Consider the following 21,963-nt stretch of genomic DNA (forward strand, 5'->3'; position numbering starts at 1 on the left):
AAAGCCTCGCACGTCCAGACTGCTGGGCCGTGGCGACGGCCCAGACGTCGTCGCACTTCAACGGCGCAGGGGCGCGGCCTCGTTAGAGGTCTAAAGCCTCGCACATCCAGACTGCTGGGCCGTGGCGACGGCCCCGACGTCGTCGCATTTCAACGGCGCAGGGGCGCGGCTTCGCTGGAGGTCTGAAGGGCTCGGGATCCGGGATCCGGGATTCGGAGTTCGCGGAACGTGGCGCGGGCAGGGCCAGGGCCGCTGCCTTGGCTAGTCCTCCGCCAGCTTCCACGCCAGCACCGTGCCGTCGCGACGGTCGGGTCGCGTGCCGGGGCGGTCGGCGGCATAGGGCTCGCCGCTGCCGGGCAGGATGCCCAGGTAGCGGTGGGTCTTCATCGACAGCAGCATGAACTGGCCGCGCAGCAGGTCCTGCCACATGAAGCGGCTGTCCACCGGATGCTCGGGCAACAGGCGCACGTCGGCGGACAGGCCGATGCCGACCACGGTCAGGAAGCCGCTGCCATCCATCGCTTCCAGCGCCACCTGGCCATTGCCGCGGTCATGCACGCGGAAACGGGCAGACGGCGACCGCGCCTTCCCGTCGTCGGCCGCCACCGGTTGCACCACGCCCAGCGGATGGACTGCGGCCACGCTGCCATCGCCCAGGTTCTCCAGCCTCACCACCTTGCCCAGCGGGATGTTGCGCGAGCGGTCGGCCAGCGGCTCGTGCAGGTCGAAACGGTCGAAGTCCGCATATCCGCCTTCGCGCCCGGCGCTGTTGTACGCGAACAGCGCGTAGCGCGAGCCCTGGAAGGTCTTGAGCTGGTACGGCAGCCGCACCGGCTCGCCGATGTCGTGGAAGCGGCGCCCGTCCGCACTCCAGGAGAACCAGGCCAGGTCCTCGTCGTGGTCGCCGCGCACGCGCAGGTGCACGCGGGCCCGGGGCAGTGGCACCTCGACCCGGCGGTCCTGCGCCTGCGAATACCAACGCAGCACGCGGCGTCCGTCCTCCTGCACCACCGCCAGCCACGCCGCCGGCATGTTCAGCAGGCCCAGCCCGGCCACGTCGCCCGGCTGCAACCCGGATGCATCCAGCACCACGGTGGCCGTGGCCTCCGGGCCCACCACGCGCTGGGTCAGGCTGTTGCGCGCATGCAGGAAGCCTTCGGCCGGCAGCGCGTGCAGGCGCAGGTGGCCCGGGCGCTCGCGCAGCGACCACTTGCCGTCCAGCGGCTGGTGGTTCCACTGCCACACCGGCTGCAGCCGCGGCGCGGAGAAGGCGTCGCTGCGCACGTACGGCGCATGCGGCCGGATGCGTGGGTCCACCACCGGCTTGGTCCAGGTACGCGGCGTGCGCCCCAGGTTGCCCGGCAGGCCGAAGTACGGCCAGCCATCGTGCCAGGTGACCGGCGACAGGAAGGTGGTGCGGCCGACGGACTTGAGGTCCATCATCGAGAAGCCCCACCAGCTACCGTCCGGCGCCTGCACGATGCCGCCCTGGTGCAGCGGCACGGCGCCCAGCGCGTTGTCCGCGGGCTTGTGCGAAGAGAACGACGCGCCGTCGGCCGGAACCGGCGAGCGCTGGCCCACGCTGTCCTCCCACCAGCCGCGCTGGAAGCCCATGCTCTCGCTGGCGCTGATCGCCACCGTCTCCCATGGACCGTCGAGGCGGTCGGCGCGCGCGGCCTGCATGCGCCCGACCGGGGCGTAGTTGGCGCTGATGATGTAGTAGCGCCCGTCGATCTTGTAGAAGTGGTGGCCCTCGCCCATGCCATTGCCGGCCGGGATGATGACCCGCTCGCTGCCCTCGACCACGCCGGACAGGTCCGGCTTGAGCTCCACCAGCCGCACCTCGTTGTAGTTGAACACCGCCCACACCCGGCCGTCGTCGTCGAACAGCACCGACAGGTCATGCAGGTTGCGGTCGATCACCGTGTGGTCCCACGGCCCCGCCGGGTCGCTGGCGGTGAACACGTGCAGGCCGCGCTCGTTGATGTTGGCGAAGACATGGAAGCGGCCATCGTGGTAACGCAGCACCGGCGCCCAGATGCCCTGGCCGTACAGGTCCTTGCCGTCCTCCAGCCGGTACTCGGGTCCGGGCGGGAACTCCGTGAGCGCGTACGAGACGAATTCCCAGTTCACCAGGTCGCGCGAGCGCAGCAGCGGCAGGCCAGGCACCGCGTGCATGGTGGTGCCGGTCATGTAGAACCAGTCGTCCACCCGGACCAGGTCCGGGTCGGAGAACTCGTCGTAGAAGATCGGGTTGGTGTAGGTGCCGTTGCCGTTGTCGGCGGTCCAGCTGGCTGGCGCAGCGACCGCGGACACGCCGCCCGCCAGCAGCAACATCAGCAGGCACGCCAGCCCGAATGGTCGCGCGAACACCATCACTTACCTCCCCGCGCGGCGCGCCCTGGGCGCCGTCGCATCAATCCAGCTGCAGCACGAAGCCGCCGGCGGCCGGCAGCTCCAGTTCCAGCGGCCGGCCGGGCGCCAGCTCCACCTGCCGTTCCGCGAAGCCCGGCGCGTCGCCGCCATCGGTGAGCAGCTGGCCGCGCAGCACGCCACCGCCCAGCTTGCCGGCGTCCAACACGATCCTGCGCGGTCCCGGCCCGGCATTGATCCCGGCCACGTAGCGGCGCCCGCCGCCTTCGCGCACGAACACCGCGTACCGGCCCGGGTAGCCATCGATGAAGCGGCTGTCGTCCCATGCCTCCGGCAGGCCGGCAAGGAAGTGGCGCACGTACTCCGGCACCTGCGCCATGCCCTCGGCGGTCTCGGCGTAGTGCTGGATGCCGGAGACGAACAGCACCGACTGCGCCAGCTCGAACGCCGCGCTGGTGCGGCGCTGGACGCGGTCGTTGAGCTTGACCATGGCCAGCGGGGTGAAGTCCATCGGGTCGAACACATTGCGGGTGAACGGCAGGGTCGCCGCGTGCACCGGCACGCGGTCGGCATTGGCCTGCTCGAAGGTGGCGAACTCCAGCCCGCGCACCGCTTCCATGGTCTGCAGGTGCGGCCAGGTGCGCTGCCAGCCGCGCGGCAGGGTCGAGCCGTGGAAGTTCATCTGGAAGCCGTACGGAGCCGAGTCGGCCAGCAGGTCCAGGTAGTAGGCGATCATCGACGAGCCGTCGCCGCCGAAGAAATCCACCTTCAGCCCGGCCACGCCCATGGCCTTGAGCTTGTCGAACTCGCGCACCCGGCTGGCATGGTCCAGCAGGCGGCTGCGCGGGGTCTGCGGCGCCTCGTTCCAGTCGCCGGCCGAGTTGTACCAGACCAGCACCGACACGCCCTTGCCGCGCGCGTAGTCCACCAGCTCGCGCATCTTCGCCTCGCCGATCTGCACGTCCCACAGCGCGTCCACAAGGGTGTAGCGCCAGCCCATGCGCGCGGCGTAGTCGACGAACTGCTTCTGCACCTCGAACACGGTGTGGTCGTCGCCCAGCAGCGGCCAGCTCCACGAGGCCTTGCCCGGCACCGAGGGCGCGGCCACCGCCGGCGGGTCGGCCAGGTCGGTGCCGAGGGTGGAATCGGCCACGGTGGCCAGGTCGCCCACCGCGACGATGCGCCACGGCGAACGCCACGGGAACGCCTCGATCCACGGCAACGCCGCCCCGCCCGGCAGGGCTTCGCGTGCGTCGGGGAAGCCGAGCAGGTACTCGCCCGGAACCGCGCCATCGAGCAGGCGGCTGCCGGCATCGCCGCGGCGCAGGCTGCCCTCGCTGAGCAGGATCCAGTCCTGCCCGCTGCGGAACAGCGCCGGGAACACCCAGCCATGCCCCAGCGGCGAAGGCGTGCCCACCGCAACGTCCTGCAGGTAGTACTCCTCGTAGGAGGGATTGGTGCGGCCGAAGCCGGTCTTGGGCTCGGCCAGCGGCTGCAGCCAGGCATGGGCATCGGCCGGCAGGCGGAACGTGGCCGCATCGCGCTTCCAGGTATCCAGCCCCGGTACCGGGCGCTGCAGCTCGTAGCGGAACGCGGCGCCATCGTTGGACAGCTGCCAGGCCACGGCCAGCTCGTGGCCCCGCCCATCCTCCCAGCGGAACACGCGGCGGTTGGCGCGGTAATGGTTGTGGCGGCGCTTGCCGGACAGCAGCTCGTAGTCGTCGGCCACCGCCTGCACCGGATCGGCACCGGCGAAGGCCAGCCCGCGCGACAGGTCCACGCCCTCGCCCACCATGCCCAGCGGCGACGGCGCGATCACCTCGCGGCCTTCGCGCAGCAGCCGCCAGGTGGGGCGGCCGGCCTCGTCCAGCGCCATCTCCACGCGCAGCCTGCCGTCCGGACTTGCGACCTCGCCCAGCGCCGGCGTGGCCGCCTGCAGCGGCAGCCAGGCGCCCGCCAATGCCAGTGCCGCCAGCACGCGCGCGGCGCGCGCACGGAGCCACTTGTCAGCCATGACCGCCTCCACTCGCTTGACCGCCCCGCGCCAGCAGGCGCTGCAACAGGCAGAACGCCAGCAGCAGCACGCCGATGGCAATGCGCGTCCACCACGAGCTGAGGGTGCCGTCGAACACGATCAGGGTCTGGATCAGGCCCAGCACCAGCACCCCGAACAGCGAACCCAGCACGTAGCCGCTACCGCCCGCGAGCAGGGTGCCGCCGATCACCACCGCGGCGATCGCATCCAGCTCCAGGCCCATGCCGTGCAGGCTGTAGCCGCTGAGCATGTAGAACGTGTAGACCACGCCGGCCAGCGCCGAGCAGAAGCCGCTGAGGGCGTAGACCTTGATCAGGGTCGCGTCCACCGGCAGGCCCATCAGCTCCGCCGACTGCGCGCTGCCGCCAATGGCGTACACCGTGCGCCCGAAGCGGGTGGAACCGGCCAGCACCACACCGGCCGCCACCACCGCCAGCGCCACCAGCGCCGCCACCGAGAGCGAGGCACCGCCGCCCAGCGGCACCCGGGTGCTGGCCACGGCCACGTGGAAGGCATGGTTGATGCCAATCGAATCCACGCTGACCAGGGTCGCCGCGCCGCGCGCCAGGAACATGCCGGCCAGGGTCACCACGAACGGCTGCAGCCGGTAGCGTTCGATCAGCACGCCCATCAGCGCGCCAAAGCCGGTGCCGATCAGCAGCACCAGCGGGATTGCCGCCAGCGGATGCCAGCCGTGTTTCTCCATCAGGCTGGCCAGCAACACCGTGGTGAAGGCCACCACCGCGCCCACCGACAGGTCGATGCCGCCGGTGAGGATCACGAAGGTCATGCCGACCGCGACGATCAGCAGGAAGGCGTTGTCGATCAGCAGGTTCAGGAACACCTGCGGCGACAGGAAGCCTTCATAGAGGATGCCGCCGGCGGCGGACATGGCCACGAACAGGGCCAGGGTCACCGCCAGCGACAGCAGGCCGGGCTCGCGCAGCCGGCGCAGCAGGTTGCCGGCCCCCGGGGCGCGCATCGCGATGCTCATGCGCGTGCCTCCCTGCGGCTGAACAGCGTCCTGGCCTTGGCCCGGAACTGCGGCGACTGCAGCAGCAGCACCGCGGTCACCAGCAGCGCCTTGACCACCAGGTTGACCTGCGGCGGCACGCCGATGGCGTAGATGGTAGAGGTCAGGGTCTGGATGATCAGCGCGCCCAGCAGGCTGCCGCCCAGGCTGAAGCGGCCACCGGACAGGGCGCTGCCGCCCAGGGCCACGGCCAGGATCGCGTCCAGCTCCAGCAGCTGGCCGGCGTTGTTGGCATCGGCGCTGGCCACGTTGGAGCTGACCAGCAGCCCGGCCAGGCCGGCGCTGAAGCTGCAGAACACGTACAGCGACAGGGCGATGGCGCGGGCGCGGATGCCGGCCACGTGGGCCGCGGCCGGGTTGTGGCCGATGGCGCGCACGAACAGCCCCAGCGCGGTGCGGTCCAGCAGCAGCTTCAGGCCCACGAACACCGCCGCCAGCACGAACAGCGAGAACGGCAGGCCGAACAGGAAGCCGTTGCCGAGGAAGGCGTAGGGCGCGTAGTAGATGGTGAGGATCTGCCCATCGCCGATCAGCTGGGCCACCCCGCGCCCGGCCACCATCAGGATCAGGGTGGCGATGATCGGCTGCATCCCGACCCTGACCACCAGCACGCCATTCCACAGCCCGCACAGCGCGGCCACCGCCAGCGCCGCGGCGATCGCGCCGAACAGCGGTGCCAGGCCCCCGCTGCCGCCGGCCTGCATGCGGGCGATGGTCCAGGCCGCGACCGTGGCGCTGATCGCCAGCACCGCGCCCACCGAGATGTCCAGGCCACGCACCGCGATCACCAGGGTCATGCCCAGCGAAACCAGCGCAAGTGGAGCCGCCCGGTTGGCGATGTCGACGAGGTTTCCGTACAGGTGCCCGTCACGCCACTGCAGCGCCAGGAAACCGGGGTTGAACAGCGCGTTGCCCAGCAGCAGCAGGACCAGCGCCAGCGCCGGCCACAGCAGCGGATGCGCCATCAGGCGCTCGCGCAGGCCCGGCCGCGTGGACTGCGGCCGCGGCTGTGCCGGTTGCACCAGGGGAGCCTGTTCCTCGCTCATGCGTGCCCCGCGATCAGGTCCAGGACCCGGCTGCCATCGCTGCCGCCGTCCAGCTCGCCGGCCTTGCGCCGCTCGCGCAGCACCGCGATGCGGTCGCTGAGCCGGGTCAGCTCCTCGATCTCGGCGGAAATGAACAGCACCGCCATGCCCTGCCGCGCCAGTTTCACCACCTCGGCCATGATCTCCTGCTTGGCGGCGATGTCGATGCCGCGGGTCGGTTCGTCAAGGATCAGCAGCGAGGGCTGCGTGGCCAGCCAGCGCGCCAGCACCACCTTCTGCTGGTTGCCGCCGGACAGCGCGCCCACCGGCGTCTCGATGTCGGCGGTCTTGATCCCGAGCAGGCGCACGAATTCGCGCGCCATCTCCTCCTGCCTGGCCTGCGGCAGCGCGCGCCACCAGCCGCGCCGCGCCTGCAGCGCCAGCACGATGTTCTCGCGCACCGACAGCCCGGCGACGATGCCTTCGGTCTTGCGTTCCTCCGGGCACAGCGCCAGCCCGCGCGCCACCGCCTCGGCCGGATGCCGCAGCTGCACCGCCTGGCCGCCGATGCGCAATTCGCCCGCGTCGGCGCGATCGAGGCCGAACAGCAGCCGCGCCAGTTCGGTGCGGCCGGAACCCAGCAGCCCGCCCAGGCCCAGCACCTCGCCGGCGCGCAGCTGCAGGTCCACCGGATGCAGCGCGCCGCGCCGGGCCAGGCCGCGCGCCTCGGCCACCACCTCGCCCGCCGCAACGCTTTCCCCCGGCTCGCGCCCCCCGGCCAGCGCCACCTCGCGCCCGACCATGGCCGCCACCAGCGCGCCCTGCGGCAGCTCCGATGCGGCGTATTCGCCCACCAGGGTGCCGTTGCGCAGCACGGTGATGCGGTCGGAGACCGCATACACCTGGTCCAGGAAATGGGTGACGAACAGGATCGCCATGCCGCGGTCGCGCAGCCGGCGCATCACCGCGAACAGCGCCTGCACCTCGTCCTCGTCCAGGCTGGAGGTGGGCTCGTCCAGCACCAGCACCTTCGCCTGCACGCCCAGCGCGCGGGCGATGGCCACCATCTGCTGCACCGCCACCGGGTAGCTGCCCAGGCTGCGGTCCACGTCGATGTCCAGGCCCAGGTGCGCCAGCAGTTCGCGCGCGCCGGCGCGCACCTTCGGCCAGTCGATCAGGCCGCTCCAGCGCCGCTTCGGGTAGCGCCCGGCGAACAGGTTCTCGGCCACCGACAGGTTCGGGCACAGGTTCACTTCCTGGTAGACCGTGCTGATGCCCAGCGACTGCGCTTCCAGCGGCGTGCCCGGGGCGACCTCGCGGCCGTCCAGCTCGATGCGGCCGGCGTCGGGACGCTCGACCCCGGTGACCAGCTTGATCAGGGTGGACTTGCCGGCGCCGTTCTGGCCCATCAGCGCGTGGATCTCGCCGGCACGCAGCACCAGCCCGGCGCCGTCCAGCGCCAGGGTGGCGCCGAAGCGCTTGCGCAGGCCCGAGGCCTGCAGCACGACCGGCGCGGCCGCGCTCCCGCCGCGGCCGCCATCGCCCTGCGCGTGCCCTTGCGCCGGCGCCATCAGTACTTCCGGTTGGGCAGTTCGGCGGCGGCCTGGTCCATGGTGTACACGCCCTCCTCCACCACCACGCGCTTGGGCACCTGCCGCCCGGCGTGCACGTCGCGGATCAGCTGCGCCAGCTGCGGGCCCAGCAGCGGGTTGCACTCCACGGTGGCGTTGAGCTTGCCGGCCTTCATCGCCTCGAACGCGCCGCGCACGCCGTCGATGGAGACGATGCGGATGTCCTGGCCCGGCTTCAGCCCGGCCTCCTCGATCGCCTGGATCGCGCCGATGGCCATGTCGTCGTTGTGCGCGAACAGCACGTCGATGCGGCCACCCTCGGCCTTGAGGAAGGCCTCCATCACTTCCTTGCCCTTGGCGCGGGTGAAGTCGCCGCTCTGCGAGCGCACGATCTGGAAGCGCGGATCGGTGGCGATCACTTCCTTGAAGCCGCGCATGCGGTCGTTGGCCGGGGCCGAACCCACGGTGCCCTGCAGCTCGACCACGCGGATCGGCCCTTCCTTGTCCTTGCTGTCCTCGATCAGCCAGCGCGCGGCCCGGCGGCCTTCCTCGACGAAGTCCGAGCCGATCAGGGTCACGTACAGCGAGTCGTCGGACACGTCCACCGCGCGGTCGGTCAGCACCACCGGGATGCCGGCGGCCTTGGCCTCGCGCAGCACCGTCTCCCAGCCGGACTCGACCACCGGCGAGAACGCGATCACGTCCACGCGCTGGGCGATGAACGAGCGGATCGCCTTGATCTGGTTTTCCTGCTTCTGCTGGGCGTCGGAGAAGCGCAGGCGGAACTCGGGCGCGGCCAGCGCCTCCTTCACCGAGCGGGTGTTGGCGGTGCGCCACTCGCTCTCGGCGCCGACCTGGCTGAAGCCGACGGTGATCGGCTTGCCCTCGCCGCCTTCGCCGCCGCTGCCCTCGCCGCCGCCGGAACAGCCGGCCAGCGCCATGGCGCCCAGCGCCAGCATCCCGAACACGAACTTCCTCATCGCTCCCTCCCGATCGATTCGTTGTTGTGCCGCGTGCCGCGACCCTCGCCGCGGCTGGCCGTGCGCGCCCTCCAGCGCGCGCGGCCGCGGTTGACCCTCAGGCCGATGTATAGGCGGTCTTGACCGTGGTGTAGAACTCCACCGCGTAGCGCCCCTGCTCGCGCGGTCCGTAACTGGAAGCCTTCCGTCCCCCGAAGGGTACGTGCGGATCGACCCCGGCGGTAGGGAGGTTGACCATCACCATGCCCGCCTGGGCGTGCCGCTTGAAATGGGTGGCGTGCCGGAGCGAGGTGGTGCAGATGCCCGCGCACAGTCCGAACTCGGTGTCGTTGGCCAGGGCCAGGGCGTGCTCGTAGTCGGCCGCGCGCAGCAGCGCGGCCACCGGGCCGAAGATCTCCTCGCGCGAGATGCGGTCGCTGGCGCGCGCGGCGAACAGGGTCGGCGCCAGGAAGTGGCCGCGAGTGGGACAATCCACCCGACCACCGCCGGCCAGCAGCTCGGCCCCGTCCTCGTGCCCGGCGCGGATGTAGCCCAGGTCGGTGTCCAGCTGCGCCTGGCTGGCGACCGGGCCGATGTGCACCTGCGGGTCCAGCGGATCGCCGACCCGCAGCTGGGCCATGCGCGCCTGCATCTTCACCACGAACCGGTCGTACACCGCCGCCTCGACGATCAGCCGGCTGGAGGCGGTGCAGCGCTGCCCGGTGGAGAAGAACGCGCCGTTGACCGCGCATTCCACCGCCTGGTCCAGGTCGGCGTCGGCCAGCACCACCAGCGGGTTCTTGCCGCCCATCTCCATCTGCACCTTCAGTGCCCGCCCGGCCGCCTGCTCCAGCAGGGCGCGGCCGGTGGGCACCGAGCCGGTGAAGGTCAGCGCGTCCAGCTTCGGGTGCGCGACCAGGGCCTGGCCCACGGTGCGGCCGCTGCCCAGGACCATGTTGAACACGCCCTCCGGCAGGCCGGCACGCGACAGGATCTCCGCCAGGGCCCAGGCGCAGCCGGGCACGATCTCGGCCGGCTTGAACACCACGGTGTTGCCGAACGCCAGCGCCGGGGCGATCTTCCAGGCCGGGATCGCCAGCGGGAAGTTCCACGGCGCGATGATGCCGACCACGCCCACCGGCTCGCGGGTGACCTCCACGTCCACGCCCGGGCGGGTGGAGGCCAGCTTCTCGCCGGGGATGCGCAGCGCCTCGCCGGCGAAGAACTTGAAAATCTGCCCGGCGCGCGCGGCCTCGCCGATGCTCTCGGCCAGGGTCTTGCCTTCCTCGCGCGCCAGCAGCCGGCCCAGTTCCTCCTTGCGGGCGAGGATCTCGCTGCCGACGAAGTCCAGCACCTCGGCGCGCAGCTGCGGGGCGGCCAGCGACCAGGCCGGCAGCGCCGCGGCCGCCGCGTCCACCGCCTGGCCGACCGCGGCGGCATCGAGCACGCCGTAGTGGCCGACCGGGGCGTCGAGGTTGGCCGGGTTCTCGTCGACGTGGCTGCCCCCGCCTTCCACCCACTGGCCGGCGATGTAGCTGGAATAACGCGGTTCGTTCACGTACTGCTCCTGTTGCCGGCCGCGCTCACAGCGCGCGCACGCCGCCGGGGGCGAAGCCGGCCGGCACCACCTGCAGCGGGTTGGCCAGCGGCGCGCCCAGTTCGGCGATCTCGATCTCGAACACGTCGCCCGGCTGCGCGCGCACGCCGTCGGCGAAGCTCAGGGTGGCGGTGCCGAAGAAGTGCAGGTGCACGTCGCCCGGGCGCCGGTGCGCGGCGTACTTGAAGTGGTGGTACTCCAGGTTCTCCAGCGAGTGGCACATGTTGGCCTCGCCGGTGAGGAAGGGCTTCTCCCACACCACCGCGCCGTCGCGGCGCAGGCGGCTGGTGCCGCGCAGGTCCGCCGGCAGCGGGCCGGTGCGCAGTTCCGGGCCCACCGCGCAGGTGCGCAGCTTGGAATGGGCCAGGTACAGGTAGTTCTGGCGTTCGGTGACGTGGTCGGAGAACTCGTTGCCCAGGGCATAGCCCAGCCGGTGCGGGGTGCCATCCGGGCCGATCACGTACAGCCCCACCAGCTCCGGCTCCTCGCCACCGTCCAGGGCGAAGTCCGGCGAGCGCAGCGGCGCGCCCGGCGGCACCACGATCTGGCCGTCGCCCTTGTAGAACCACTCCGGCTGCGCGCCCGCCGTGCCCGGGGCCGGCATGCCACCCTCCACGCCCCACTGGAACATGCGCATGGAGTCGGTCAGCGTGCCTTCCTCGGCCTGCTGCTGCAGCTTCTGGTGCATGGCGTCGCGCGCGGCGGCGCTGCCCAGGTGGGTCAGACCGGTGCCGGTGACCAGGCAATGCGCCGGATCGGGATGGTGCAGCGGGCCCAGCACCCGCCCCTCGCGCAGCAGCGGCGCGTAGGCGAGCGTGGTGGCCCCGGCGCGGGTGGCGGCCTCGTCGTCCAGGCTGCGGCCGGCGGCGATGGCGGCATTGGCCAGCGCCCAGATCGAGTCGACGCCGTCCAGCAGGCGCACCACCTCGCCCTCGATCACGCCGACGCGGATGTCACCGCCATCGTCCCGCAGCTGGATCAGTCGCATCGGCCGCCCTCGTCATGGGATGGGAAGGCATGCCGCTTCCGGGAGAGACGGAAGCCACCGCGCATGCCTCGGCCGATTCTGCCGGCTGGACGAATATGCATCCAATGCAAATTCGTGCATAACATATATAAACATTCGTATCGACTGGAGTGTCATACGTGCCGCAGAACGTGCCGTGGTTCGTCCGCGCCCGCCTCAAGACCCGGCAGCTGATGCTGCTGATCGCGATCGACGAGGAAGGCAACATCCACCGCGCCGCCGAATCGCTGGCGATGTCGCAGCCGGCCGCGTCCAAGCTGCTCAAGGACCTCGAGGAAATGATCGGCGTGCCGCTGTTCGAGCGGCTGCCGCGGGGCATGAGCCCGACCTGGTACGGCGAGACCATGATCCGCCACGCCCGCATCGCCCTGGCCAGCCTCGGCGAGGCCGGCGCGGAGATCGAGGCGCTCAAGGGCGGCTACGCCGGCAGCGTCTCCATCGGCGCCATCGCCGGGCCGGCGATGAGCCTGCTGCCCACCGCCCTGGCGCGGGTGGCGAAAGAGCACCCCGACCTGCGCGTGTCGCTGCTGGTGGAGAGCAGCGACGTACTGCTGGAACGGCTGGAACAGAACCGCATCGACTTCCTGGTCGGCCGCATGTTCGAGGGCCACGACAAGCGCCACCTGCACTACCAGGCGCTGGCCGAAGAGGAGATCTGCGCGATCGCCCGCCCCGGCCACCCGATCCTCGCCCTGGAATCCATCGACCTGGCCGAACTGGCCCGCGGCAGCTGGATCGTGCCGCCGGAAGGCAGCGTGCTGCGCCACCGTTTCGAGCTGATGTTCCGCGGCGCCGGCCTGCAGCCGCCGAAGCAGGTGCTGTCGACCACCTCGCTGGTGTTCATCTCCAAGATGCTGCAGGAGAGCGACTACATGGCCGTGGTCCCGGTCGACGTGGCCCGCCACTACGCCAGGCACGACATGGTCCGCATCGTGCCGGTCGAGCTGTCCTGCAGGATGGATTCCTTCGGCCTCATCACCCGCACCGACTGGCTGCTCTCGCCCGGCGCCCGCGTGGTGCTGCAGGCGCTGCAGGAGGCCGCCACGGNGGTCTACGGCACCCCNCCCGCCGNCNGACGCCTCGTAGAGTCGGGCCCGCCCGACTCCCACGCCCGGCGAAGCGACGAGAGGCAAAAGCAAGAGCAGTGGGGCAAGCCCCACTCTACAGGGGGCGCCGCCCGGTCTTGCAACGCTGCCCTTGTAGAGTCGGGCTCGCCCGACTCCTACGCCCGGCGAAGCGGGCCCGCCCGACTCCCACGCCCGGCGAAGCGACGGGAGCCAAAGGCAAGAGCGATCGCCGCCACTCAATCGTGGAAGGCTTCGACCACCTTCCGCCGCCCCAGCATGAAGGCATCCGCCACATGCCGCAGCGGCGCCAGGTCCACGTCCGACTGGCCGCTGCGCACCAGCTCGCCGAACCGGCGGTACAGCTGCGGATATTCCTGCTCCGGCTCGGCGTGCAGCAGCTGGCCATCCACGGCGAGCTTTGCCCCACCCTCCGACAAGCGCATCTCGCCCGCATCGGTCTGCGCCACGATGTCCCAGCTCTGCGGCCCGGTCTGGCGCCAGTCGAACTCCGCTTCCAGGTCCAGCCCTTCCGCATCGGTGAAGCGGATCGACGCCGCGATCGGCGCCTCGTGGTTCTCCGGAAATTCGAGCATCGCCGCAGTAGCGAACACCGGCCGCGGCAGGATCCGGGTAACGATCGACAGCGCATTGATGCCCGGGTCGAACACGCCCAGCCCACCGGCCTGCCAGATCCACGCCTGGTTCGGATGCCAGTGGCGCACGTCTTCCTTCCAGTACACCCGCATCGAGCGGATCCTGGTCCCGGCGAGAAACTCCCGCGCCGCTTCCACCGCCGGCGCGTAGCGCGAGTGCCAGCTGGCGAACAGCGTCACCCCGGCCGACGCGGCCTGCGCCGCCAGGTCCTCCACTTCCGACAGCGTCGCCCCCGGCGGCTTCTCCAGGAACACGTGCTTGCCTGCGGCCAGCGCCTTCGTCGCTGCGACGTAGCGGTACTGCGGCGGCATGCACAGCGACACCGCCTCGATCGACGGCACCGCCGCCAGCATCTCCTCGATCGTGCCGAAGTTGTCGATGCCCTCCACGCGACCGTGGCGGCTGGCCGCCGCGACCAGGCGGTAGTCGGCGTTGGCCGCGACCGCGGGCAGGTGCTGGTCGCGCACGATCTTGCCGACACCGACGATGGCGAGGTTGATGGGCACGGGTACGGTCTCCAGTGGCGGCACGGACACGCGGTCCGCGCGTTCGGTTCGTTCAGTCGAAGATGGAAGGATCGGGGCCGCAGGCATCCAGGGCTGCCGCGACCTCTTCCCACTTGCGCCGCGGCCCCGGCGTGGCGAATCCGTACTCGATGCGTCGCCGGAACACCGTGCCCGGACGCAGGATCGCATCCGGGAACGCCGGCTTGTTCGGCGCATCCGGGAAGCCCTGCGGCTCCAGGCAGATGCCACGCCCCAGCCCCGGGTGCTGGTGGTCGAGCGCATGGCCGCCGTACAGCTGCAGCGCCGGCGCGTCGCTGTCGATGCGCAGCGCGATGCCGCTGTGCGGCGAATACAGGCGCGCCACCGGACCCGCACCGCCATCCAGCACCAGGCAGTGGTCGTAGCCGCCGGCCATGCGCAGCTGCGGGTCGCTGGGATCGGCAGCCACGTCCAGCGTGCGCGCCTCGCGGAAATCGAACGGAGTTCCGGCAACGTCGGCCAGCGTGCCGAACGGGATCAACCGCCCGTCCACCGGCAGGTAGCGCGAAGCCGGCACCTGCAGCCACTGCGCCGCGGCCGGCACGGAACAATCGCCGGCGAGGTTGAAGTACGGGTGGTGAGTCGGGTTGAACAGCGTGGGCGCATCGCAGATGGCCTCGAAATCCAGCCGCAGCCGCGCACCGCGCAGCCGGTAGGTGGCGCGCACCTCGAGATTGCCCGGATAGCCTTCCTCACCGTCCGGCGAGCGGTAGCGCAGCACCAGCCGGTCGGCCGCGTGTTCCTCCACCGTCCACATCCGCCGGCCGAAGCCGAGGGCGCCGCCATGCAGGTGATGCCGGCCTTCGTTGGCGGTCACCTCGTGGCGCTGCCCGTCCAGTTCGAACGCCGCGCCGCTGATGCGGTTGCCGAAGCGGCCGACCAGTATCCCCAGGTAGGCGGGATCGTCGAAGTAGGCCTGCGCGTCGTCCAGGCCCAGCACCACGCCGGTACGCCCCTGCGCCCCATCGAACTCCAGCCGCGCGAGGATGCCGCCGAGGTCGAGGATCTCCGCCGAGAGGCCATCGCCTTCTCCCAGCCGCAATGCCTGCACCACAGTGCCGTCTTCCAGCTGGCCGAAGCTCCTCGTCCGGGTCATGCAGTTCCGTTCCGGGCATGGCCGCGATCCGGCCGCGAAGCAGGATAGCCACGCCCCGCCGCGGCGACCAATGCCGCCTCGGGCATGGGCGATGTCCGGAATGGAATGGCTCGCCTGTCCCCGCGACAAGCTCGCAACGATACGTATTCCGGTATCGCTGGCCTCGGTAAATTCATTGGCAGGTTATGGAACGCGTCACTATGCTCGACCTGCTTCCTGCCATGCGCGCTGTCGCATCGGGAAGGACAGCATCGGCGCAGGAGCAGTGCGCCGCACAACACGACCGTACGCGTCAGACGTAGGCCTGGGAGGGTTGAAATGACGACGCTCATGTTCGACGGCATGCCTGCATGCCGCGGCGCCGGACTGTTGCCCGCGTCGATGCTCCGCCAGCTACCCGCCAGACGCATCGATCCGCCGCACGCCGGGTACGGAACACTTTCCGGCCACGACCCGATACACCTCTGACCGGCCGCGCCGCGCGGGCGCCGGCCTGCGCACCTGCTGCCGCATCCGCATTGAACATGCCTTGGGAGCCCGTGCAATGAAGCGTTCGAACCGCTGGATGCAAGTCCGCCGCAGCCGCCTCGCGTTGCTGCCGGCAGCACTGCTGGTTGCGCTGTCCGCCGCCGCGCAGGACACCGCCCGCCCCTGCCCCACCGCCGACGACCCCAATGCGCCATGTCCGGCGCCCGCGCCGGCCGACGGTGCGTCCGGCGGCGGCACCGACGCCACCGAGCTGGACCGCGTGGAAGTGCGTGGCCTGCGCGCCTCGATGCTCGGCGCGCTGGACCGCAAGCAGGGCTCGATGCAGATCGTCGACGCCATCGTCGCCGAGGACATCGGCAAGTTCCCGGACAACAACCTGGTCGAGGCGCTGCAGCGCGTCAGCGGCGTGCAGACCACCGACCGCGGCGGCGGCGAGGTATCCACCGTCTCCATCCGCGGCCTCAACGACGTCACCACCACGGTCAACGGCCGCAACATCTTCACCGCCTCCGGCCGCTCGGTGGCGCTGGCCGACATCCCGGCCAGCCTGCTGGCCAGCACCGAGATCTACAAGACCCGCTCGGCCAACCTGATCGAGACCGGCATCGCCGGCGTGATCGACATCCACACCCACCGGCCCTTCGACTTCGATGGCAGCCGCGTGGTGCTGGCCGCGCGCACCATCTACCAGGAACAGGCCGGCAAGGTCGACCCGAACCTCAGCGCGCTGTTCTCCAACACCTGGGACACCGGCAACGGCCGCTTCGGTGCGCTGGCCAACATTTCCTACGCCGAGACCAACTACCGCGACCAGAGCGTCACCGCCGGCGCGATGGTGCCGTTCTTCGCCGACCAGGCGCCGCCGGGATTCGTCCCCTACGAGCGCATCCCGACCACGATCGGCGGCGCCGAGGTCTGGCAGCCGGGCCTGGTGGCCGGCCTGCCGTTCGCGCCCGGCTCCACCGTCACCGTCGGCGGCCAGCAGTACGAATACCTGCTGTCGCGCGACGCGATCTTCGCCAGCGACCTGACCGGCAAGCGCGAGCGCCCGGCCGCCAACATCTCCCTGCAGTGGGCGCCGGACGACCGCTCCGAGTACATCTTCGAAGCGTTCTACAACGGCTACCGCAACGAGTCGTTCAACTCGCTGCTGTTCTCCTTCGTCGACTGGTGGGGCGCGCTGGGGGACAACCCGGCGCAGACGATCGAGATGATCCCCGGCACCAACATCATGAAGTCGCGGGTGATCGGCTTCCCGTACAACTTCACCAGCGGCGACCTGGCCACCGGCAAGACCGACAGCTACCTCTACGCCCTCGGTGGCAGCTGGGAGGTGGGCGACCGGCTCAAGCTGAAGTCCGAGATCACCTACCAGGACAGCGAGTACAAGACCGACTTCTTCGCCATGCGCGCCGACCGCGTCACCCGCGAGGTCTGGGTGGACTTCAACCGTGGCGGCGGCGTACCGGCGTTCGGCTTCAATGACGACCCGGCCACCCCGGACATCGACGAGAGCAACTCCGCCGACCCGAACCAGTGGTTCATCGCCCAGCTCTACGACAACGCCAACTACGCCAAGGGCGACGCCACGACCTTCACCTTCGATGGCGACTACCAGGCCGGCTGGGGCTTCATCGACAGGCTGTCCTTCGGCGTGCGCTACGACGACCGCAGCGCCAGCGAAGGCCAGCGCACCGCCGACGCCGACGGCTGCGACCGCGCGCTGCCGGCCTGCTCGTTCCCGGGCAATCCGGGCCTGGCCTGGACCAACAGCGGCTTCTTCGACGGCCGCGCCGACGTGCCGGATGCCTGGATCGTCCCCAACGGCCACTACATCCGCGCCAACGCCGACGCCTTCCGCCAGCTGTACGGCCTGGAGACCAGCGACCAGCTGCAGCTGGTGGAGAACTTCAACGTGCAGGAGAAGACCACCGCGGCCTACCTGCAGGCGGATTTCGCCACCGAGCTGGGCGGGCGCACCTTCGACGGCCAGTTCGGCATGCGCTACGTCAACGTCGAGACCGACATGGTGTTCGGCCCGGGCCGGGCCTCGGCCAGCGCCTCCAAGCTGCTGCCCAGCCTGATGCTGCGCTACCACTTCACCGACGAGCTGCTGATGCGCCTGGCCTACGGCCAGACCCTGCGCCGGCCCGGCTTCGCCCAGCTCAACCCGAACATCACCTACGTCGAGGACGTCACCAACATCGGCTACGGCACCGCCACCGGCGGCAACCCGAACCTGCGCCCGACCGAATCGAAGAACTACGACCTGTCCCTGGAGTGGTATTTCGCCCCGGGCAGCGCGGTCTACGGCACGGTGTTCCGCCGCGACATTGAGGGCATGGTCAGCGACTTCCGCCGCCGCGTGACCTTCGACGACTACGACTACATCCTGACCCAGCCGGACAACGCTTCCGACGGCAAGCTCGAGGGCGTGGAGCTGGGCCTGGTGTACTTCCCGGACAACCTGCCCGGCCTGCTGGACGGCTTCGGCCTGCAGGCCAGCTTCACCTGGCTGGATTCGAGCCAGGTCATCCCGATGACCGACAGCGCCGGCGAGGTGGTCGGCAGCCAGGAGACGCCGATGTTCGGCATCTCCGACACCTCCTACAGCGTGGTCCTGGCCTACGAGCGCAACCGCTTCTCGGCCCGTGCTTCATATGTGTGGCGGGACGATTTCCTGCACCACTACGAGGCCGCCCTGTTCGCCAACCCGCTGGGCGTGTACTTCAATGGCGAGAGCAGCCTGGACTTCCAGCTCAGCTACGATGCCAGCGACTCGTGGACGGTGACGTTCGACGCGACCAACCTCACCAACGAGCTGTACCAGAGCTACTACCAGTACCCTTCGACCCACAACTTCGGCAGCGCCCTGTACAGCCGCACCTTCGCACTGGGATTCCGCTACCGTTTCTGACCGGGGCACCGGGCCCGCTCCGGGCCCGGGCCTTCGCTGCCCTCCTACCCCGCTCCGCTGATACCGAGGCGACACGATGCTGAAGAAGACCCTGATCACGCTGACCCTGGCCATCGCACTCCCAGCCGCCGGCGCCAGCGCCCAGGACAAGGTCCAGGCCAGCGCGACCCTGCATGCCGACCAGCCCGGCGACACCGTCAGCCGCTACCTGTTCGGCCAGTTCGCCGAGCACCTGGGCTACGGCATCTACGGCGGCATCTGGGTGGGCGAAGACTCGAAGATCCCCAATACCCGCGGCTACCGCAACGACGTGCTGGCCGCGCTGAAGCAGCTGCAGGTGCCGGTGGTGCGCTGGCCCGGCGGCTGCTTCGCCGACGAGTACTACTGGCGCGACGGCATCGGCCCGCGCGAGAAGCGCCGGGTCAAGATCAACACCCACTGGGGCGGGGTCGAGGAACCCAACAGCTTCGGCACCCACGAGTTCATGGACTTCGCCGAGCTGCTGGGCACCGACGCCTACGTCTCCGGCAACACCGGCAGCGGCTCGCCGCGCGAGATGGCCGAATGGGTCGAGTACATGACCTACGAGAAGGGCTCGTCGCTGGCCGAGGAGCGCCGCGCCAACGGCCGCGACAAACCGTGGAAGGTGCCCTTCTTCGGCATCGGCAACGAGCTGTGGGGCTGCGGCGGCAACATGACCCCGGAGCACGCCGCCAACCTGCACCGCCAGTACCAGACCTTCGTCAAGGTCCCGGCCGGGCAGCAGGTCACCAAGGTCGCCGCCGGCGCCAACAGCGACGACTACAACTGGACCGACGTGATGATGAAGATCGCCGGCAAGCACATGGATGCCTTGTCGGTGCATTACTACACCGTGCCCGGCGGCTGGCCGCCGCGCGCCTCCAGCTTCGAGTTCGACGAGGCGGGCTGGATCCAGACCCTGGAAAGCGCACTGAAGGTCGACGAGCTGCTGCGCCGGCACATCGAGGTGATGGACCGGTACGACCCGGAGAACAAGGTCGCCCTGTACCTGGACGAGTGGGGCACCTGGTACGCCGCCTACCCCGGCACCAACCCCGGCTTCCTGCAGCAGCAGAACACGCTGCGCGACGCGCTGGTCGCCTCGATCCATTTCGACGTGATGAGCCGCTATGCCCACAGGGTGAAGATGGCCAACATCGCGCAGATGGTGAACGTGCTGCAGGCCATGATCCTCACCGAGGACGCGAAGATGGTGCTCACGCCCACCTACCACGCCTTCGAGATGTACAAGCCGTGGCAGGACGCGACCTACCTGCCGCTCGAGCTGAAGGCGCCGCAGTACCGCCACGGCGACACCAGCATCCCGGGCGTGCATGGCTCGGCGGTGCGGGCGAAGGACGGCCACGTCTACGTGGCGCTGAGCAACTTCGACCCGAACCGCACGACGACCGTGTCGACCCGGCTCAGCGGCGTGCAGGCCACCCGCGTGTCCGGCCGCGTGCTGACCGCCGGCGCGATCACCGCGCACAACACCTTCGAGCAGCCGGAGCTGGTGAAGCCGGCGACCTTCTATGGCGCCACGGTCTCCGGTGGCACGCTGCAGGTGGAGCTGCCGGCGAAGTCACTGGTGGTGCTGCGACTGGAGTGAGGCGCGCAGCCATCAAGGGACGGCGACGGGGCGCTTCGGCGCCCCTTCGCTGTTACGGCCACATCACGTGGCGGCGTGATTCTGCTGGATCGATGCGCCCAGGCACCGCCGATTCCACACACAGTGGTCCGGCACCGGCGCCAATGCGCGCATCCACCCGCGCCTAGAATGGCCACTCGCAACTTCCTCCCCCAGGAGTCCTGCATGAGTGTCCGCGACGTGGTTTTCCCCGAGGGCCGGCGCGCCCTGTACGAGCTCCACCGCTATTCCCCCGCCGTGCGCAGCGGTGACTTGCTGTTCGTCTCCGGGCAGGTCGGCAGCCGCGATGACGGTTCGCCCAAACCCGACTTCGAAGCGCAGGTGCGCCTGGCCTTCGACAACCTCCAGGCAACCCTGCGCGCGGCCGGCTGCACCCTCGACGACATCATCGACGTCACCAGCTTCCACACCGATCCCGAACAGCAGTTCGAGACCGTGCTCAAGGTGAAGAACGAAATGTTCCCCCAGCCGCCCTACCCCAGCTGGACAGCGATCGGCGTTAACTGGCTGGCGGGCTTCGACTTCGAGATCAAGGTCGTCGCGCGCATTCCCGGCTGACGCACCACGCACACCGCCTCGCATCTGCCGCCCGCGCCGGTCACTTCCAGCCGGCGCCATCCTCCACCACGGCGCGCACGCGGAAGTCCGCGATACGGTGGATCAAGGCTAGCGGCAACGGCTGGTCGAGCGGGAACTGGATGGTGTTGCCGGACGTCTGGTAGCCCTCCAGCTCGGCGGCGAAATACTCAACCGCCTCCGGCGCCGGATGCAGGCTGATGTCCTGCCTGTGGGCCGAGTGGACGAACAGCACGGTGCCGAGGGTGAACGCGGGCTTGCCCCACTTCAGTCCCTCCTCCGCACCCGGCGCTGCTTCGCGCAGGCACTGGCGCATCTCGCGCAACCGCGCCTGCGCCTGCGCCTCCGTGGATGCGGCGGCGATATAACCGTCGACGGTAGTCGGCTTCCCCGGCTTGTCCATGCGGCCTCCTCGGATGCGGGCTTACAGGTAATCCTCCAACCGGCCGGCTCCAGCCGGCCTTGGGAAGATGGGCCAGCCGCCGACCTCGTTGCAGTTGCAGGTCGTCCAGGCCTCACGGAGTTCGTCGGGAAAGCGGATGCCGAGCTCCCGTTCGGCAGCGGCGACCAGCGCCTCCGTCGCTCCGAGCACAGGCATATCCGGCCCACCTCGCTGCGCCTCCCCGGTTGTGCCTGTAGATTCGATATCCATCTCAGTTGGACCGCTGATAGTTGAATCGCCCCGTGTTTCGTAGACACCTTGCAGCCATAATCCACGGCAGCAGCAGGAGTGTCCATGAGCAGCAAGCGGTACACGGAAGAGTTCAAGGTTGAAGCGGTCAGGCAGGTGACGGACCGCGGCCACTCGGTGGCAGAGGTGGCCGATCGGCTGGGGGTGTCGATCCACAGCCTCTACACGTGGCGGAAGCAGTACGGTCGGTCCGGGCCCGAGCGGGCAGCGACGGCGGACCAGGCGGACGAGTTGCGCCGGCTCAAGTCGGAGCTTCGCCGGGTCACGGAGGAGCGCGACATTCTAAAAAAAGCCGCGGCGTACTTTGCCAAGCAGTCCGGGTGAAGTACGCCTTCATGCGCGACCACGAACGGGAGTTCCGGGTGCGCAGCATGTGCCGGGTGTTGGGCGTGCACCCCAGCGGCTACTACGCCTGGCGTCGGGCGCNGCTGTCGGCACGGGCCAAGGACGATCGGCGCGTACTGGGCCTGATCAAGCAGTCCTGGCTGGAGAGCGGGAGCGTGTACGGCTACCGCAAGGTTGCCCGCGACTTGCGTGATCTGGGCGAGCGCTGCGGCAAGCACCGGGTGGCCCGGCTGATGCGTGGCGAAGGCTTGCGGGCGCAAGTTGGTTATCGCCGCCGACCCGGCATGCGCGGAG

General features: G+C 70.1%; 14 protein-coding genes and 2 pseudogenes. 5 read left to right on the plus strand and 11 right to left on the minus strand.

Going from position 1 to position 21,963, the window contains the following annotated elements; translation table 11 throughout:
- Positions 1-261: 261 nt before the first annotated feature.
- The 8 genes from PSEJ31_RS0113715 to araD1 form a co-directional block, all read right to left on the minus strand.
- Entirely contained in the window at positions 262-2,376 is a 2,115-nt protein-coding gene (locus tag PSEJ31_RS0113715; protein ID WP_084220881.1) for a glycoside hydrolase 43 family protein, read from the minus strand.
- A gap of 40 nt (positions 2,377-2,416) precedes the next feature.
- Positions 2,417-4,387, minus strand: a complete 1,971-nt coding sequence (locus tag PSEJ31_RS0113720) for a glycoside hydrolase family 97 protein (protein WP_028915785.1) — start codon at positions 4,385-4,387, stop codon at positions 2,417-2,419.
- On the minus strand, positions 4,380-5,402 hold the full coding sequence (gene yjfF, locus PSEJ31_RS0113725; protein ID WP_028915786.1) for a galactofuranose ABC transporter, permease protein YjfF: 1,023 nt from the start codon (positions 5,400-5,402) through the stop codon (positions 4,380-4,382). Before yjfF ends, PSEJ31_RS0113720 begins: the two co-directional genes overlap by 8 nt.
- Positions 5,399-6,487, minus strand: coding sequence for an ABC transporter permease (locus tag PSEJ31_RS0113730; protein ID WP_028915787.1), 1,089 nt, complete (start codon positions 6,485-6,487; stop codon positions 5,399-5,401). The genes yjfF and PSEJ31_RS0113730 overlap by 4 nt, the downstream gene beginning before the upstream one ends.
- Positions 6,484-8,037, minus strand: coding sequence for a sugar ABC transporter ATP-binding protein (locus tag PSEJ31_RS0113735; protein WP_051403766.1), 1,554 nt, complete (start codon positions 8,035-8,037; stop codon positions 6,484-6,486). Before PSEJ31_RS0113735 ends, PSEJ31_RS0113730 begins: the two co-directional genes overlap by 4 nt.
- Positions 8,037-9,017, minus strand: coding sequence for an ABC transporter substrate-binding protein (locus PSEJ31_RS0113740; RefSeq protein WP_019397715.1), 981 nt, complete (start codon positions 9,015-9,017; stop codon positions 8,037-8,039). Before PSEJ31_RS0113740 ends, PSEJ31_RS0113735 begins: the two co-directional genes overlap by 1 nt.
- Before the next feature lie 97 nt (positions 9,018-9,114).
- Positions 9,115-10,554: an aldehyde dehydrogenase family protein gene (locus PSEJ31_RS0113745; protein ID WP_028915789.1), complete on the minus strand. Its 1,440-nt coding sequence runs from the start codon at positions 10,552-10,554 to the stop codon at positions 9,115-9,117.
- A 25-nt stretch (positions 10,555-10,579) separates the two neighbouring features.
- Positions 10,580-11,581, minus strand: a complete 1,002-nt coding sequence (araD1, locus tag PSEJ31_RS0113750) for an AraD1 family protein (RefSeq protein ID WP_028915790.1) — start codon at positions 11,579-11,581, stop codon at positions 10,580-10,582.
- A gap of 212 nt (positions 11,582-11,793) precedes the next feature.
- On the opposite strand from araD1, the pseudogene PSEJ31_RS16620 reads away from it, so the two are divergent.
- A pseudogene (locus PSEJ31_RS16620) lies at positions 11,794-12,603 on the plus strand (LysR family transcriptional regulator); the annotation flags it as partial.
- Positions 12,604-12,923: 320 nt separating this feature from the next.
- Here the strand turns inward: PSEJ31_RS16620 and PSEJ31_RS0113765 are convergent.
- Positions 12,924-13,847: a Gfo/Idh/MocA family oxidoreductase gene (locus tag PSEJ31_RS0113765; protein ID WP_037035258.1), complete on the minus strand. Its 924-nt coding sequence runs from the start codon at positions 13,845-13,847 to the stop codon at positions 12,924-12,926.
- 52 nt (positions 13,848-13,899) lie between these two features.
- A complete protein-coding gene (locus PSEJ31_RS0113770; protein WP_028915792.1) occupies positions 13,900-14,982 on the minus strand; it encodes an aldose epimerase family protein in 1,083 nt (360 codons plus the stop codon).
- A 544-nt stretch (positions 14,983-15,526) separates the two neighbouring features.
- Here PSEJ31_RS0113770 and PSEJ31_RS0113775 point away from each other — a divergent pair.
- The 3 genes from PSEJ31_RS0113775 to PSEJ31_RS0113785 all read left to right on the plus strand — a co-directional run bounded on the left by PSEJ31_RS0113775 (position 15,527) and on the right by PSEJ31_RS0113785 (position 20,615).
- Positions 15,527-18,388 carry a TonB-dependent receptor gene (locus PSEJ31_RS0113775; RefSeq protein ID WP_028915793.1) on the plus strand — a complete coding sequence of 954 codons (2,862 nt, stop codon included), beginning with the start codon at positions 15,527-15,529 and terminating at the stop codon, positions 18,386-18,388.
- A gap of 76 nt (positions 18,389-18,464) precedes the next feature.
- Positions 18,465-20,018: an alpha-L-arabinofuranosidase C-terminal domain-containing protein gene (locus tag PSEJ31_RS0113780; protein WP_028915794.1), complete on the plus strand. Its 1,554-nt coding sequence runs from the start codon at positions 18,465-18,467 to the stop codon at positions 20,016-20,018.
- Between the two features lie 204 nt (positions 20,019-20,222).
- On the plus strand, positions 20,223-20,615 hold the full coding sequence (locus tag PSEJ31_RS0113785; RefSeq protein WP_028915795.1) for a RidA family protein: 393 nt from the start codon (positions 20,223-20,225) through the stop codon (positions 20,613-20,615).
- Between the two features lie 40 nt (positions 20,616-20,655).
- On the opposite strand, the gene PSEJ31_RS0113790 is transcribed toward PSEJ31_RS0113785, so the two are convergent.
- On the minus strand, positions 20,656-21,036 hold the full coding sequence (locus tag PSEJ31_RS0113790; protein WP_028915796.1) for a DUF1801 domain-containing protein: 381 nt from the start codon (positions 21,034-21,036) through the stop codon (positions 20,656-20,658).
- A 333-nt stretch (positions 21,037-21,369) separates the two neighbouring features.
- Here PSEJ31_RS0113790 and PSEJ31_RS17285 point away from each other — a divergent pair.
- Positions 21,370-21,963, plus strand: a pseudogene (locus tag PSEJ31_RS17285) (IS3 family transposase); the annotation flags it as partial.

The organism is Pseudoxanthomonas sp. J31, from assembly GCF_000510725.1.
Taxonomy (GTDB): Bacteria; Pseudomonadota; Gammaproteobacteria; order Xanthomonadales; family Xanthomonadaceae; genus Pseudoxanthomonas.

Excerpts from the sequence above, each read along its gene's own strand:
- PSEJ31_RS0113715 (WP_084220881.1), bottom strand. The coding sequence starts at position 2,376 with ATGGTGTTCGCGCGACCATTCGGGCTGGCGTGCCTGCTGATGTTGCTG.
- PSEJ31_RS0113720 (WP_028915785.1), bottom strand. The coding sequence starts at position 4,387 with ATGGCTGACAAGTGGCTCCGTGCGCGCGCCGCGCGCGTGCTGGCGGCA.
- yjfF (WP_028915786.1), bottom strand. The coding sequence starts at position 5,402 with ATGAGCATCGCGATGCGCGCCCCGGGGGCCGGCAACCTGCTGCGCCGG.
- PSEJ31_RS0113730 (WP_028915787.1), bottom strand. The coding sequence starts at position 6,487 with ATGAGCGAGGAACAGGCTCCCCTGGTGCAACCGGCACAGCCGCGGCCG.
- PSEJ31_RS0113735 (WP_051403766.1), bottom strand. The coding sequence starts at position 8,037 with ATGGCGCCGGCGCAAGGGCACGCGCAGGGCGATGGCGGCCGCGGCGGG.
- PSEJ31_RS0113740 (WP_019397715.1), bottom strand. The coding sequence starts at position 9,017 with ATGAGGAAGTTCGTGTTCGGGATGCTGGCGCTGGGCGCCATGGCGCTG.
- araD1 (WP_028915790.1), bottom strand. The coding sequence starts at position 11,581 with ATGCGACTGATCCAGCTGCGGGACGATGGCGGTGACATCCGCGTCGGC.
- PSEJ31_RS0113770 (WP_028915792.1), bottom strand. The coding sequence starts at position 14,982 with ATGACCCGGACGAGGAGCTTCGGCCAGCTGGAAGACGGCACTGTGGTG.
- PSEJ31_RS0113775 (WP_028915793.1), top strand. The coding sequence starts at position 15,527 with ATGAAGCGTTCGAACCGCTGGATGCAAGTCCGCCGCAGCCGCCTCGCG.
- PSEJ31_RS0113780 (WP_028915794.1), top strand. The coding sequence starts at position 18,465 with ATGCTGAAGAAGACCCTGATCACGCTGACCCTGGCCATCGCACTCCCA.
- PSEJ31_RS0113785 (WP_028915795.1), top strand. The coding sequence starts at position 20,223 with ATGAGTGTCCGCGACGTGGTTTTCCCCGAGGGCCGGCGCGCCCTGTAC.
- PSEJ31_RS0113790 (WP_028915796.1), bottom strand. The coding sequence starts at position 21,036 with ATGGACAAGCCGGGGAAGCCGACTACCGTCGACGGTTATATCGCCGCC.